At 68.0% G+C, this 13,311-nt stretch carries 15 protein-coding genes; 9 read left to right on the top strand and 6 right to left on the bottom strand.

What is annotated here, in order from left to right; genetic code table 11:
- The first annotated feature begins 4 nt into the window (after positions 1–4).
- The 6 genes from AB6807_RS32535 (at position 5) to mdtD (ending at position 5,233) form a co-directional block, all read left to right on the top strand.
- Entirely contained in the window at positions 5–820 is an 816-nt protein-coding gene (locus AB6807_RS32535) for a hypothetical protein (RefSeq protein ID WP_371087809.1), read from the top strand.
- Positions 817–2,085 (top strand): S1C family serine protease, encoded by a 1,269-nt coding sequence (locus tag AB6807_RS32530; RefSeq protein WP_371087808.1) that lies wholly within the window; start codon positions 817–819, stop codon positions 2,083–2,085. Before AB6807_RS32535 ends, AB6807_RS32530 begins: the two co-directional genes overlap by 4 nt.
- Positions 2,086–2,273: 188 nt before the next feature.
- Entirely contained in the window at positions 2,274–2,705 is a 432-nt protein-coding gene (gene rplM, locus AB6807_RS32525) for a 50S ribosomal protein L13 (protein ID WP_013543664.1), read from the top strand.
- A 12-nt stretch (positions 2,706–2,717) separates the two neighbouring features.
- A complete protein-coding gene (rpsI, locus tag AB6807_RS32520; RefSeq protein ID WP_007827948.1) occupies positions 2,718–3,110 on the top strand; it encodes a 30S ribosomal protein S9 in 393 nt (130 codons plus the stop codon).
- A gap of 221 nt (positions 3,111–3,331) precedes the next feature.
- Entirely contained in the window at positions 3,332–3,697 is a 366-nt protein-coding gene (gene erpA / locus AB6807_RS32515; protein ID WP_007827949.1) for an iron-sulfur cluster insertion protein ErpA, read from the top strand.
- Between the two features lie 93 nt (positions 3,698–3,790).
- Entirely contained in the window at positions 3,791–5,233 is a 1,443-nt protein-coding gene (mdtD, locus tag AB6807_RS32510) for a multidrug transporter subunit MdtD (RefSeq protein WP_371087807.1), read from the top strand.
- Between the two features lie 18 nt (positions 5,234–5,251).
- Here the strand turns inward: mdtD and AB6807_RS32505 are convergent, their stop codons facing one another.
- Together AB6807_RS32505 and AB6807_RS32500 are read right to left on the bottom strand one after the other, a co-directional pair.
- On the bottom strand, positions 5,252–6,376 hold the full coding sequence (locus AB6807_RS32505; protein ID WP_371087806.1) for an anhydro-N-acetylmuramic acid kinase: 1,125 nt from the start codon (positions 6,374–6,376) through the stop codon (positions 5,252–5,254).
- A 23-nt stretch (positions 6,377–6,399) separates the two neighbouring features.
- Entirely contained in the window at positions 6,400–7,746 is a 1,347-nt protein-coding gene (locus tag AB6807_RS32500; RefSeq protein ID WP_116909532.1) for a M23 family metallopeptidase, read from the bottom strand.
- 159 nt (positions 7,747–7,905) lie between these two features.
- Between AB6807_RS32500 and tyrS the strand changes: the two genes are divergently transcribed.
- On the top strand, positions 7,906–9,138 hold the full coding sequence (tyrS, locus tag AB6807_RS32495) for a tyrosine--tRNA ligase (RefSeq protein ID WP_371087805.1): 1,233 nt from the start codon (positions 7,906–7,908) through the stop codon (positions 9,136–9,138).
- Between the two features lie 27 nt (positions 9,139–9,165).
- Here the strand turns inward: tyrS and AB6807_RS32490 are convergent, their stop codons facing one another.
- Entirely contained in the window at positions 9,166–9,795 is a 630-nt protein-coding gene (locus tag AB6807_RS32490) for an OmpA family protein (RefSeq protein WP_371087804.1), read from the bottom strand.
- The gene (locus AB6807_RS32485) at positions 9,792–10,316 is read right to left on the bottom strand and encodes a FecR domain-containing protein (protein ID WP_371087803.1); all 525 of its coding nucleotides are present in this window, start codon (positions 10,314–10,316) and stop codon (positions 9,792–9,794) included. Before AB6807_RS32485 ends, AB6807_RS32490 begins: the two co-directional genes overlap by 4 nt.
- 154 nt (positions 10,317–10,470) lie before the next feature.
- On the opposite strand from AB6807_RS32485, the gene AB6807_RS32480 reads away from it, so the two are divergent.
- Together AB6807_RS32480 and dtd are read left to right on the top strand one after the other, a co-directional pair.
- A complete protein-coding gene (locus AB6807_RS32480) occupies positions 10,471–11,391 on the top strand; it encodes a cation diffusion facilitator family transporter (protein ID WP_371087802.1) in 921 nt (306 codons plus the stop codon).
- Positions 11,392–11,410: 19 nt separating this feature from the next.
- Complete coding sequence (gene dtd, locus AB6807_RS32475) at positions 11,411–11,854, top strand: D-aminoacyl-tRNA deacylase (RefSeq protein WP_116909527.1); 444 nt, start codon at positions 11,411–11,413, stop codon at positions 11,852–11,854.
- Positions 11,855–11,881: 27 nt separating this feature from the next.
- Here the strand turns inward: dtd and ybeY are convergent, their stop codons facing one another.
- Entirely contained in the window at positions 11,882–12,349 is a 468-nt protein-coding gene (gene ybeY / locus AB6807_RS32470; protein WP_371087801.1) for an rRNA maturation RNase YbeY, read from the bottom strand.
- Position 12,350: 1 nt separating this feature from the next.
- Positions 12,351–13,307, bottom strand: coding sequence for a PhoH family protein (locus AB6807_RS32465; RefSeq protein ID WP_371087800.1), 957 nt, complete (start codon positions 13,305–13,307; stop codon positions 12,351–12,353).
- Positions 13,308–13,311: the final 4 nt, after the last annotated feature.

Raw genomic sequence — 13,311 nt, 5'->3', positions numbered from 1 at the left:
AGGAATGGGCCTGAAGAAGGGGATGGACGGCGCTAGACTCTCGCGCCGAAACATCGATTTACAAAAAAAGAGGGCGCTGATGCGAGGAGCTGGATGGCGATTTTGGGGCCTGTGCATCGGCGCGGGTGTTCTGTCTATTTTGACCGGGTGCGCGTCGGTCACGCACGGCACCACGCAAAGCGTGAAGATCGAGACCCTCACGCCCGAAGGAAAGACGATCAACGGCGCCAGGTGCGCGGTGACCAACGACCGCAATGACGCGGCCGTGCGCTCGGGCGACAGTTTTCCTGTTCGCCGCTCGGGCGCCAACCTCATGATCGAGTGCACCCAGCCCGGCCAGCTGCCGGCCACCGGCCAGGCCTTTTCGCGCGTCAACGCGGGCATGGTCGGAAACATCATGATCGGCGGGGCGCTCGGCGCGGTGATCGATTCCAGCACCGGCGCAGGCTTCAACTACCCGAGCTGGATGCGGCTGGTTTTCGGCGAGGTGCGCAATTTCGACCGCAGCGCCCAGAACGGCGACGAGCCGACGGACGGCGTGCGGATCGGCAAGACGGAGGTCGCGACTGTGGCGCCTTCCGCGCCCTCGGCGCCCTCCGCGCCGCCGGCGCCGAAGGCCGTGGCGGCGAAGCGGGCCGAAGAGGCGCCGGCCCAGGCTCCTGTTCCCGCGCCCGTGGCCGCACCTGCCCTTGTCCCTTTGCCGGCCCCGGTTGCGGTCCCCGCGCCGCCGCCCGTCGCCAGGGCCGAGCCGCCGCAGCCCCGGTCCGACGCGCGCGTGTCGATGGACGACCTGCGCGGCTTGCTGCCGGCCAAGCCGTGACGCGACTGATGAACGCGTCGTCGCTGCGCGCGGCCCTGGTGTTCCTGGCGGCGTCGGCCGCCGCAGGCGCGGCATCCGCGCTGGAGCCCGATGTGCTGTTTCGTAGGGTGGCGGGCAGCGTCTGGACCATTCGCACCTTCGACGCCCAGGAGCGCCCCTTGCGCGCGGGCAGCGCGGTGGTCATCGCGCCGGGCCGCCTGGTCACCAACTGCCATGTGCTGGCCAAGGCCAGTGGCTTCGTGGTCAGGCAGGACAACGTGACCTACGGCGCCACGCTCGAGTTTCCGGACCCTGCGCGCGACCTGTGCCAGATCAAGGTGGCCAACTTCAACGCCGCGCCGGTGGCGCTGGCGCCCGCCGGCAGCGCGCGCGTGGGGCAGCGGGTGTATGCCATCGGCAATCCGCGCGGGCTGGAGAACACCCTCAGCGAAGGCATCCTGTCGGGCCTGCGCGGCGGAGACGGCGAGGCCCGGCTGCTGCAGACCACGACGGCCATCTCGGCCGGCTCCAGCGGCGGCGGCCTGTTCGATGAGGAAGGGCGCTTGCTCGGCATCACGAGTTTTGCCGCGCGCGACGGCGGCAACCTGAATTTCGCGGTGCCGGCCGAGTTCCTTTCCGAACTGCCGGCGCGGGCCCAGTCCGCGCTCGAAGCCCGCGCACGGGAGCCCGCAGGCAACGACGGTAGGGCGGCAAATGTGGGCAACGCCGGCGGCGCCCTGACCGAGCCCTTGCGCGCCGGCGACACGCTCGAATACCTGCGCACCGACAAGCTCACGGGCGGCCGCTCAACGGTGATCTACCGCGTGGACCGCGTCGTGGGCGACGAGGTCACCTTCAACGGCGGCGGCAAGGTCGAGCGGCTCGATGGACAGGTGGTTTCCGTCACTGCGCCGGCCGGCGGCCTGTTCGATCTGGCCTCGCCGCCCGGCGGCTGGGCGCGTGCCAACCTGCTGCCCGGCATGCGCTGGCAGGCCGACTACACGCCGGCCTTCGGCGAACGGCAGCGGCACGAGCTGATCGCGACCGTGGGGCAGGAGCAGTCGATGCGGGTGGACGGCACCGAGCTTCAGGTGCTGCGCATCGGGTACGAGGGGTGGATCTACGCCTCCAGCGCGAGCGCGCCACTGTCCGGCGCCACCTCGCGCTTCCAGGCCGCCGCCTGGTACAGCCCCGAACTGCACCGCGTGGTGCGCTTCGAGGGGGCGTACCAGCGGGGAATGTCCTCGACCAACGAGAGCCTCGAGCTGGTCCGCATCCTGCGTTGAAACGCGGGACATTGGCCAATCGGCCGATTCTTCATATAATCGCGGGCTTCGCAGCGTTTTTGTAGCCCCGCGGCGAAGTCTCCCGATCCGTCCTGCGGCACGGGGGTCACCCACCTAAGAGATTCCCACCAGAGGAACGCCGACCGTGGAAAAGGGCTCGCCAAACCCTCTTTTCAAGAGAAAAACTCATGACCAAAACGTTCAGCGCCAAGCCCGCTGACGTGACGCACGAGTGGTTTGTGATTGACGCGACCGACAAGGTCCTCGGACGAGTAGCCAGCGAAGTTGCTCTCCGTTTGCGCGGCAAACACAAGGCCATTTACACGCCTCACGTCGATACCGGTGACTTCATCGTCATCATCAACGCCGCGCAACTGCGCGTCACCGGCGCCAAGTCGATCGACAAGGTGTACTACCGTCACTCGGGCTACCCGGGCGGCATCAGTGCCACCAACTTCCGCGACATGCAATCCAAGTTCCCGGGCCGTGCCCTGGAAAAGGCCGTCAAGGGCATGCTGCCCAAGGGTCCGCTTGGCTACGCGATGATCAAGAAACTCAAGGTCTACGGTGGCGCAGAGCACCCGCATACCGCCCAACAGCCCAAAGTGCTGGAACTGTAAGGAGCCTTGAGAATGATTGGTGAATGGAACAATGGCACCGGCCGTCGCAAATCCAGCGTCGCCCGTGTGTTTCTGAAAAAAGGCACCGGCAAGATCACGGTCAACGGCAAGGACATCCAAGAGTTCTTCGGCCGTGAGACCTCGATCATGATCGCCAAGCAACCCCTCGCGCTGACCAACAACCTCGAAGCTTTCGACGTGATGGTCAACGTGAACGGCGGTGGCGAATCGGGTCAAGCCGGCGCCACGCGCCACGGCATCACCCGTGCGCTGATCGACTACGACGCCACGCTCAAGCCCGTGCTGAGCCAAGCCGGCTTCGTGACGCGCGATGCGCGTGAAGTCGAACGTAAGAAGGTCGGTCTGCACTCCGCCCGTCGTCGCAAGCAGTTCAGCAAGCGCTGATCTGTTCACTGCGAACAAGAAGCCGCCTTCGGGCGGCTTTTTCGTTGCAGAAGCATCGAAAACATCCCTCACGCCGGCTTTTTGCCGGCGGAGTCTTGGGCTCGGTGCATCCAACCCCACTTGCGTTGGGGTGCACGCCACACCCGACTGCCGAAATTGCGGCATTGCAGTAGCATTGGTTCCATTGGCCGCTTGTTCGGCCTCCAAGGAGTGATTCCCCCATGAGCGCCGTAGCCGAAAACATCCAGACCCAGATGCCAGAGCCCATTGTCTTCACCGACAGTGCGGCAGCCAAGGTGGCCGACCTGATCGCCGAAGAAGGCAACCCCGACCTCAAGCTGCGCGTGTTCGTGCAGGGTGGCGGCTGCTCCGGCTTCCAGTACGGCTTCACCTTCGACGAAATCACGAACGAAGACGACACCACCATGACCAAGAACGGTGTGTCGCTGTTGATCGATGCCATGAGCTACCAGTACCTGGTCGGCGCCGAGATCGACTACAAGGAAGACCTGCAAGGCGCCCAGTTCGTCATCAAGAACCCCAACGCCACCAGCACCTGCGGCTGCGGATCGAGCTTCTCGGCCTGATGCCCGGATGCTGCTGACCCAGCTTCCCCAGAAAGCCGCCTTCGGGCGGCTTTTTCGTTCCCGTTTCCGTTCTTGCTTCCGTCCCGCATGCCCATGACCTCCCAGGCCGACGACGCCAACCGTTCCGTTGCCCCCGTCCGCAAGAGCCTGCTGTGGCTCGTCGCCGTCGGCTTCTTCATGCAGACGCTGGACGCCACCATCATCAACACGGCGCTGCCGGCGATGGCCGCGAGCCTGGGCGAAAGCCCGCTGCGCATGCAGTCGGTGGTGGTGGCCTACGCGCTCACCATGGCGATGCTGATCCCCGCCTCGGGCTGGATCGCCGACCGCTTCGGCACCCGGCGCATCTTCTTCTGCGCCATCGTGCTGTTCGCCGCCGGCTCGGTGCTGTGCGCGCTGTCGCACGGGCTGGGGCAACTGGTGGCCGCGCGGGTGGTGCAGGGGCTGGGCGGCGCGCTGCTGCTGCCGGTGGGGCGCCTGGCGCTGCTGCGCACGGTGCCGCGCGGGGAGTTCCTGCAGGCGATGAGCTTCGTGGCCATTCCCGGTCTCATCGGCCCCCTGCTGGGCCCTACGCTGGGCGGCTGGCTGGTGCAGTACGCCTCGTGGCACTGGATCTTCCTGATCAACGTGCCCGTCGGCCTGCTCGGCTGCCTGGCCACGCTCAAGTACATGCCCGACCTGCGCGGCGTGACGCAGAAGCGGTTCGACAGCGTCGGCTACGCCATGCTGGCCTTCGGCATGGTGGCGATCTCGCTGGCGCTGGACGGCGTCTCGGAACTGGGCCTGCGCCAGGGTGGCGTGATGGTCGTGCTGATCTTCGGTTTCGCCAGCATCGTCGCCTACTGGCTGCGCGCCTCGCGCACGCCCGAGCCGCTGTTCGCACCCTCGCTCTTCCATGTGCAGACGCTCAGCATCGGGCTCATCGGCAACCTGTTTTCGCGGCTGGGCAGCAGCTGCATGCCGTTCCTGGTGCCGCTCCTGCTGCAGGTGTCGATGGGCTACTCGCCGGTGCGCGCCGGACTGATGATGCTGCCCATCGCGCTGGCCGGCATGGCCATGAAGCGCTTCGCCACGCCGCTCATCACGCGCCATGGCTACCGCCGCGTGCTGGTGGTCAACACGATCCTCGTGGGCTGCACGATGGCCAGCTTCGGCCTCACGGCGCCGGGCCAGCCGATGGCGCTGCACGTGCTGCAGCTGCTGGCCTTCGGCGCGGTGAATTCGCTGCAGTTCACCGCCATGAACACCATCACGCTGAAGGACCTGGACGGCAGCATGGCCAGCAGCGGCAACAGCCTGCTGTCGATGGTGCAGATGCTGGCCATGAGCCTGGGCGTGGCCGCAGCGGGCGCCGTGCTGGCGGGCTACAACGGCATCTTCGGCACCGACTCGCCGGCGCACACGCTGGACGCGTTCCAGGCGACCTTCGCCAGCATGGGGCTCATCACGGTAGCTTCGGCGCTGATCTTCTGGCACCTGCCGTCGCAGGCGCGGGCGGCGCACCCGGCGCAGCCGGAAGTCTCCGGCCAGGGCTGATCCGGCCGCGGTGCGGGCTCAGGCGGGGTAGATCGCGCCCAGCACCCGCGCGCCGCGCGCGCCGGTCACGCTGGCGAGGTTGCCCGCCTCGCGCCGCACCGTGGCGCGCGCCAGCCATGCAAAAGCAGCGGCTTCGACCTGCTGGGGCGGCAGGCCGTGCTCGGTCGACGCCACCACTTCCACGCCCGGCAGCAGCGCGCGCAGGCGGCCGAGCAGGTGGTCGTTCAGCGCGCCGCCGCCGCAGACGATCAGCAGCCTGCTGTCTTTTCCGTGGCTGCGCACGTCGGCGGCGCAGGCGCGCGCGGTCAGCTCGGTCAGCGTCGCCTGCACGTCCGCGGGGTCCATCGCCGTGGTGCCGAGCTGGGCGGCGAGCCAGGTCGGGTTGAACAGGTCGCGCCCGGTGCTCTTGGGTGGCGCCTTGGCGAAGTACGCGTCGGCCAGCAGCAGGTCGAGCAGTTCGGGCAGCACGCGGCCGGTGGCGGCCCATTGGCCGCCGCGGTCGAAGGGCTGGCCCTGGTAGGTCTGGCACCAGTGGTCCATCAGCGCGTTGCCGGGGCCGCAATCGAAGCCGAGCACCAGGGCGCCCTCGGGCGCGTTGGTGGGCGGCAGCAGGCTCAGGTTCGAAATGCCGCCGATGTTCAGCACCGCGACGGTTTCGTCCGCGCGGGCGAACAGCGCGCGGTGAAAGGCCGGCACCAGCGGCGCGCCCTGGCCGCCGGCGGCGAGGTCGCGGCTGCGAAAGTCGCCGACCACGTCGATGCCGGTCAGTTCCGCCAGAAGGGAGGGGTTGTTGAGCTGCAGCGTGTAGCCGACCTCGTCGAACTCCAGCGGCCGGTGGCGCACCGTCTGGCCGTGCGCGCCAATGGCGGCGATGGCCCCGGCGGCGATGCCGCTGTCCGCCAGCAGCTGGTGCACGACGCCGGCATAGGCCCGGGCCAGCCCGTTGCCGGCGAGGGCCGCGCGGTGCAGTTCGTTGTCGCCGGGGGTGTTCAGCGCCATGAGTTCCGCGCGCAGTGCCACGGGAAACTCGGCCGTGGCGTAGGCCTGCACCGCGATGCGTCCGCCGGAGAAGTCGGCAAGCACGCCGTCCACGCCGTCGAGCGAGGTGCCCGACATCAGGCCGATGAAAAGGTCGGCGGCCATCCGTGGATCGGTGCCGAAAAAGCTCAGTCGGCGCTGGCCTGGACGACGGAGAAGGCCGCCGCCAGTTCGGTGCGCGCGCCCACGGCGATGCGCTCGAACGCCGGGCGCAGGGCCGCGGTGATCGGGGCGCCGCCTTCTTGCGCGATGGACGCCGGGTCCTGGTAGACGCCGGCCACGCGGAATTCGAAGTGCAGGTGCGGGCCGGTGGCCCAGCCGGTCGAACCCACCGCGCCGATGGCCTGGCCCTGGCTGATGCTCTGGCCGGCCTTGACGTCGATGCGGCTCAAGTGCGCATACGCCGTCTGCTGGTTGTTGCGGTGGTTGATGATGACGATGTTGCCGTAGCCGTTCTGCGTGCCGGCGAAGTCGACCGTGCCGTCGCCCACCGAACGCACCGAGGTGCCCGTGGGCGCCGCGTAGTCGATGCCGTTGTGCTGGCGCCAGCTGTTCAGGATCGGGTGCATGCGCATCGCGAAGCCGCTGGACACGCGCGAGAACTCGACCGGCGTCGCCAGGTAGGCCTTGCGCAGGCTGTCGCCGTTCGGGCGGTAGTAGCTGCCCTTCTGGTTGGCGCCCGGGGGCTGGAACCAGACGGCCTGGTGCAGCTTGCCGTTGTTCTCGAACTCGGCCGACAGCACGCGGCCGCTGCGCAGCGACTGGCCGTCGGCTTCGAAGGTCTCGTACACCACGGCGAAGCGGTCGCCCTTGCGCAGGGCGCGCACGTCGACGTCGCCCGCGAAGATGTCGGCCAGCTGGCTCGCCACGGCGTCGGGAATGCGCGAATCGTCGGTGGCCGCGAACAGCGAGGTGCGGATGGTGCCGCTTGCCAGGCGGGTGCCGGGGGTGAGGGCGTCGCGCTCGGTCACGCCGGCGAAGCCGGTGGGCGTGCGCTCGATCACGAAGCGCTTGAAGTTGCCGTCGCCGTCGGGAATCCAGCGGGCGCTGAGCTTCTTGAGCTGGTTTTCCTGGGTGGCCTCGGCCGTCACGGTGCGACCGGCGCGCGAGAACAGGGCGTTGCGGGCTTCGGCGTTGCCGCGCACGTAGGCGGTGGCGGCAGGGTCGGAAATGCCCAGGCGCTTCAGCAGGGCCTCGGCCGTGTCGCTGGAACGCGTGACGTCGGTGCGGAACAGCGTGAAGCTGAAGTTTTCCAGGGACGCGCTCTGCTCGGCGAACGACACGGGTGCCGTGGCTTCGAGAATCTGCTTCACCGGGAGGTCGGACGCGTCCGGACCGAGCGAGGCCACCGCCAGGGTGCCGGCGCTCAGCAGGGCCGCCGCGATGATCGCGGTGATCTGCTTGGGGTACGTCCGGAATGTATAGGCCACGCGAGAAGCAAGAAGCTCCTCGGCGGCAAGAATGCCGTTGATCAAACTTTGAATTCCAGCTCAGGTTCTGCAAATCCGTGCTGCAAGGCCCAGTACGTTCAGGGCGGCAGCAGACGGTGCGGAAGAAGCGCCGCTTAGAATTCGGCGCTTGAAAAGTCGGGCTGAGTATAGCTTCGGCACCCCCAAAGTCAGCTAAAAAAGCCCATGAACGCCGAATCTGTTACATCCAAGACCCTCTCAAATAGTGTAGGACGCGCGCTCGAAATATCCCTCCGGGGCGCTGACGAACTGCTGCCGCAGGACGAGTGGGTGCGCAAGCTGCAGCGCTCGGAAGCCACCGGAACGCCGCTGCGCATCAAGCTGGGCCTGGATCCGACGGCACCCGACATCCACATCGGCCATACGGTGGTGCTCAACAAGATGCGCCAGTTGCAAGACCTGGGCCACCGGGTGATCTTCCTGATCGGCGACTTCACCACCACCATCGGCGACCCCTCCGGCCGCAACAGCACCCGCCCGCCGCTCACGCGTGAGCAGATCGAGGCCAACGCCCAGACTTACTACAAGCAGGCCAGCCTGGTGCTGGATCCCGAGAAGACCGAGATTCGCTACAACTCCGAGTGGAGCGACCCGCTGGGCGCCCGCGGCATGATCCAGCTGGCCGCCAAGTACACGGTGGCCCGCATGATGGAGCGCGACGACTTCAACAAGCGTTTCAAGGCCGGCCAGTCGATTTCGGTGCACGAGTTCCTGTACCCGCTGATGCAGGGTTACGACTCGGTGGCGCTCAAGAGCGACCTGGAACTGGGCGGTACCGACCAGAAGTTCAACCTGCTGGTCGGTCGCCACCTCCAGCAGGAATACGGCCAGGAACCGCAGTGCATCCTCACCATGCCGCTGCTGGAAGGGCTCGACGGCGTCGAGAAGATGTCCAAGAGCAAGAACAACTACATCGGCATCAGCGAAGACGCCAACACCATGTTCGCCAAGGTGCTGTCGATTTCCGACGACCTGATGTGGCGCTGGTACACGCTGCTGAGCTTCCAGTCGATGGAGCAGATCGCGGCGCTGAAGGCCGAGATCGAGGGCGGCCGCAACCCGAAGGACGCGAAGGTCGCGCTGGCCAAGGAAATCACCGCCCGCTTCCACAGCGCGGCGGCCGCCGAAACGGCGGAGCAGGACTTCATCAACCGCAGCAAGGGTGGCGTGCCGGACGAGATTCCCGAGGTGTCGCTGTCGGGCGCGCCACTGGGCATCGGCCAGCTGCTGAAGCAGGCCAACCTGGCGTCGTCGTCGGGCGAGGGCAATCGGCTGATCGACGGCGGCGGCGTGCGGGTCGACTCGGCGGTCGTCAGCGACAAGGGCCTGAAGTTGCCCGCCGGCACCTATGTCGTGCAGGTCGGCAAGCGCAAGTTCGCGCGCGTGACCCTTAGCTGAGCTGAGCTGATCGGCACGGCCGACCGGTCAGCGCACCTCGATGGTGACGCGCCGGTTGCGGGGCTCGTCCACCTCGTCGGCGGTCGGCACGGCGAGCTCGCGTTCGCCGCGGCCCACGGCCTCGATGCGCTTGGCCGGGAACTGCCGCTCGATAAAGAGCTGCGCCACTTCCTGCGCCCGGCGGCGCGACAGCACGTCGTTCTGCTCGCCGTTGCCCTTGGTGTCGGTGTGGCCTGTCACCACGATGTCGCTGCCGCTGCGCGCCAGCGCCGCGGCCATCGCTTCGCTCATGATCTGTTGCGAGGCCGCCGTCAGCGTGGTGCCGCCGAGCTCGAAATACACCGTGTAGCGCTGCGGCGGGGGCGGGCGCATGTCGAACAGCGCCTTGTTCTCGGCCTGCACCTTGGCTGCATCGGCCTGGTCGACCACCGGCGCGCCGCTGGCGCCGACCGCCGCCGTGGCGCGCTGGTAGGGCTTGGAAAGCAGCTCTTCGCCGTCCTTGGAACGCACGACCACGGCGGAGGCCGTGCCGTCGGCCTGGGGCAGTAGCACCACCCGGGTGCCGGGCGTGGAGCAGGCCGCGAGCAGCGTGGCCACCAGGGCGGCCGTGAGCAGGGAGGCGTGGCGAGTCAGCGTCTTGTTGGTTGCCTTCTTCATGGCTGGGCGTCCGCCTGCACGATGAAGTCGGTGCCCCGGATGCCGATGGTGGCCGTTTGCGTCTCGACCCGCACCGCGTCGGGGTTCGACTTGCCGATCAGGCCCGTGATCATGCGCATCGAGCCGCGCAGCAGCGACAGCAGCATGCCGCCTTCGTGCGTGGTGCCGTCGAAGTGGAATTCCTTCAGGTCCAGCCGCGACGAGGGGCCGACCACCAGCGTGGTGTCGTCGCGCAGCACCACGGAGGCGGAAGAGTCGGGGCCGGTCACGATGCGGTCGACCGCGCCGAGCGCATCGCCCGGGCTGGCGGCGCGCGTGTCGCCGGAACCGCTGAGCAGTTGCACGCTGCCGCGCACGGACTTCACGAAGCCTGCCTGCAGGTCGGCCTTGGCGGCCGGCGGGGTGGCGGCGGCTGCGGACATGGGGGCGGCGGGTGTGGCCGGTGGTGTCTGCGCCTGGGCCAGGCCGGCCGCGCCCACAATGGCAAGGCCGCACAGGGCGCTCACGAGGTTTTTCATCATCTGGATCTGGTTCTCTGCGAAGAATGTTTCGCAATCGTCAGAAATATTAAGGCGAACGCGTTACATATGGTCACCGCGCCGATAATTCAGCGGGTTCTTGCGGCCTTTTACCGCTTTTGGCGTTGCCGTTTGCCCTATTTATCACGGAATTCGCATGACGTTTACCCCTAAGGCGCTGCTTCGTGTTTCGGTAGCGGTGGCGTTGCTAACAATTCTGCTCAAGGGCTACGCGGGCTACATCACCAACTCGATGGGCCTGATCTCGGACGCCATGGAGTCCTTCGTGAACCTGGCGAGCGCCATGTTCGCGCTCGCCATGGTGACCATTGCCGAGCGCCCCGCCGACGACGACCACCCCTACGGTCACCACAAGGCCGAGTATTTTTCCTCGGGGTTCGAAGGCATCCTGATCGTGGGCGCCGCCATCGCGATCCTGTGGGTGTCCGTGCAGCGCCTGCTGTCGCCGCAGCCGCTCGAGCAGGTGGGCTGGGGCCTGGCGCTGTCGGTGGTGAGCTCGGGCTTCAACGCCGCGCTGGCCGTCGTGCTGTTCCGCGCGGCCCGCGTGCACCGCTCGATCGCGCTGGAGGCCGACGGCCGCCATCTCATGACCGACGTCTGGACCTCCGCCGCGGTGGTCGTCGGGATCGTCGGCGTGCAGCTCAGCGGCTGGTTGTGGCTCGACCCGCTGCTGGCCATCGGCGTGGCGCTGAACATCGTGCGCGAGGGCGTGAAGCTGGTGTGGCGCTCGTCGCAGGGCCTGATGGACGAGGCCCTCGACCCCGAAACGCTGGCCACCGTGCGCGCCACGATCGACACCTTCGTCGCCCGCCGGCCCGACGTCGGTCCGCGGCTGCGCTTCGACGACATGGTGACCCGCAGCGCCGGCCAGCGCCGCTTCGCCGACCTGCACATGCACGTGCCCGGCGACTGGACCCTGCAGCGCGCCGCCGACCTGCGCAACCAACTCGAGCAGGCGCTGATGGACGCCGTGCCCGGCCTGCGCGTCACCATCCAGCTGCTGCCCCTGACCATGGAAGCCCGCGCCACCCAGGCCGGCGAGCACAACCCTCTTTGAAGAACAAATTGAAGAACGAATGAAAGCCGTACTCCAACGCGTCGCCAACGCGCGCGTCGACATTGCCGGGCGCACCGTGGGCGCCATCGACGCCGGCCTGCTCGTGCTGCTGTGCGCCGAGCGCGGCGACACCGATGCGCTGGCCGACCGCATGCTCGCCAAGCTGCTCAAGCTGCGCATCTTTTCCGACGAGGCCGGCAAGATGAACCGCAGCGTGCAGGACATCGGCGGCGGCCTGCTGGTGGTGAGCCAGTTCACATTGGCTGCCGACGTGAGCGGCGGCAACCGCCCCAGCTTCACCCAGGCCGCGCCGCCCGACGAAGGGCGCCGGCTCTATGACTACTTCGTGGCGCAGGCGCGCGCCGCGCACCCGGTGGTGGCCACGGGCGAGTTCGGTGCCGACATGCAGGTGCACCTGCTGAACGACGGGCCCGTCACCATTCCGCTGCAGATGACGGCGTAGCCGCCGGCGCGTGCGTCCGCCCGCGAGCTATGCGCCGTACGGGCTGCGAATGCCCATCTCCGCGAGGATCTCGACCTCGTAGGCTTCCATCTCGTCGGCGTCGGCCTCGCTGGTCTCGTGGTCCCAGCCCTGCGCATGCAGCGTGCCGTGCACCAGCAGGTGCGCGTAGTGGTGGGCCAGGGTCTTGCGGTTTTCCTTCGCCTCGCGCGCGACCACGGGCGCGCACAGCACCAGGTCGGCCATCACGAGCGGGCTCTGCGCGTAGTCGAAGGTGAGCACGTTGGTGGCGTAGTCCTTGCCGCGAAATTCGCGGTTCAGGCGCTGGCCTTCTTCGGCATCGACGATGCGCACGGTGATCTCGCCGTCGATGTCCAGCGCATGGCGAATCCAGCGCGTCACGCTGTGGCGCGGCAGCGCGATGCGGTGCCGCTCCACGCCCTTGAAACGGCCGAACTGCAGCGACAGCGACAGCGCCGGGAGCTTGGAGGCCGCCATCTCAGTGCCCTCCGGCCCGCTTGCGCTGCCCGTCGTAGGCATCGACGATCTTCGCCACCAGCGGGTGGCGCACCACGTCGGCGCTGGTGAAGTGCGTCATGGCAATGCCGGGCACGCGCTTGAGCACGCGTTCGGCGTCGATGAGGCCGCTCAGCTGCTGCTTGGGCAGGTCGATCTGGCTCACGTCGCCCGTCACCACCGCGCGCGCGCCGAAGCCGATGCGCGTGAGGAACATCTTCATCTGCTCGGGCGTGGTGTTCTGCGCTTCGTCGAGGATCACGAAGGCGTTGTTCAGCGTGCGCCCGCGCATGAAGGCCAGCGGCGCGATTTCGAGCGCGTTGCGCTCGAAGGCCTTCTGCACCTTCTCGTAGCCCATCAGGTCGTACAGCGCGTCGTACAGCGGGCGCAGGTAGGGGTCGACCTTCTGCGTGAGGTCGCCGGGCAAGAAGCCCAGCCGCTCGCCCGCTTCCACCGCCGGGCGCGTCAGCACGATGCGCTGCACCGCCGCGCGCTCCAGCGCATCGACCGCGCAGGCCACCGCGAGGTACGTCTTGCCGGTGCCCGCCGGGCCGATGCCGAAGGTGATGTCGTGCTTGGCGATGTTGTCCAGGTAGGTCGCCTGCGTGGGCGTGCGCGCGCGCAGGTCGGCGCGGCGCGTGACCAGCATGGCCGCGTCTTCGTCGCCTTCGACCATGGAGCCGTCGCCGGCCAGCGTGAGCTGCACCACGGCCGGGTCGATGGGGCGCTGGGCGATCTCGTAGAGCGCCTGCAGCACGTCCATGGCGCGCTGCGCCGTGGCCTTGGGGCCGTCGACCTTGAACTGTTCGTGGCGGTGGGCGATCTTCACGCCCAGGGCTTCCTCGATGCGGCGCAGGTGCGCGTCCAGCGGGCCGCACAGGTGGCCCAGGCGCGAGTTGTTCAGGGGGGTAAAGGTGTGTCGCAGAATCACGCCGGACATTTCA

It is taken from the genome of Variovorax sp. RCC_210 (assembly GCF_041355175.1).
Classification (GTDB): domain Bacteria; phylum Pseudomonadota; class Gammaproteobacteria; order Burkholderiales; family Burkholderiaceae_C; genus Variovorax.
This window is presented reverse-complemented; position numbering and strand designations above follow the sequence as displayed.

Excerpts from the sequence above, each read along its gene's own strand:
- ybeY (WP_371087801.1), bottom strand. The coding sequence starts at position 12,349 with ATGGCGGCCTCCAAGCTCCCGGCGCTGTCGCTGTCGCTGCAGTTCGGC.
- AB6807_RS32505 (WP_371087806.1), bottom strand. The coding sequence starts at position 6,376 with ATGGCCGCCGACCTTTTCATCGGCCTGATGTCGGGCACCTCGCTCGAC.
- erpA (WP_007827949.1), top strand. The coding sequence starts at position 3,332 with ATGAGCGCCGTAGCCGAAAACATCCAGACCCAGATGCCAGAGCCCATT.
- AB6807_RS32485 (WP_371087803.1), bottom strand. The coding sequence starts at position 10,316 with ATGATGAAAAACCTCGTGAGCGCCCTGTGCGGCCTTGCCATTGTGGGC.
- rplM (WP_013543664.1), top strand. The coding sequence starts at position 2,274 with ATGACCAAAACGTTCAGCGCCAAGCCCGCTGACGTGACGCACGAGTGG.
- tyrS (WP_371087805.1), top strand. The coding sequence starts at position 7,906 with ATGAACGCCGAATCTGTTACATCCAAGACCCTCTCAAATAGTGTAGGA.
- AB6807_RS32535 (WP_371087809.1), top strand. The coding sequence starts at position 5 with ATGGGCCTGAAGAAGGGGATGGACGGCGCTAGACTCTCGCGCCGAAAC.
- AB6807_RS32465 (WP_371087800.1), bottom strand. The coding sequence starts at position 13,307 with ATGTCCGGCGTGATTCTGCGACACACCTTTACCCCCCTGAACAACTCG.
- AB6807_RS32480 (WP_371087802.1), top strand. The coding sequence starts at position 10,471 with ATGACGTTTACCCCTAAGGCGCTGCTTCGTGTTTCGGTAGCGGTGGCG.
- mdtD (WP_371087807.1), top strand. The coding sequence starts at position 3,791 with ATGACCTCCCAGGCCGACGACGCCAACCGTTCCGTTGCCCCCGTCCGC.
- AB6807_RS32490 (WP_371087804.1), bottom strand. The coding sequence starts at position 9,795 with ATGAAGAAGGCAACCAACAAGACGCTGACTCGCCACGCCTCCCTGCTC.
- dtd (WP_116909527.1), top strand. The coding sequence starts at position 11,411 with ATGAAAGCCGTACTCCAACGCGTCGCCAACGCGCGCGTCGACATTGCC.
- rpsI (WP_007827948.1), top strand. The coding sequence starts at position 2,718 with ATGATTGGTGAATGGAACAATGGCACCGGCCGTCGCAAATCCAGCGTC.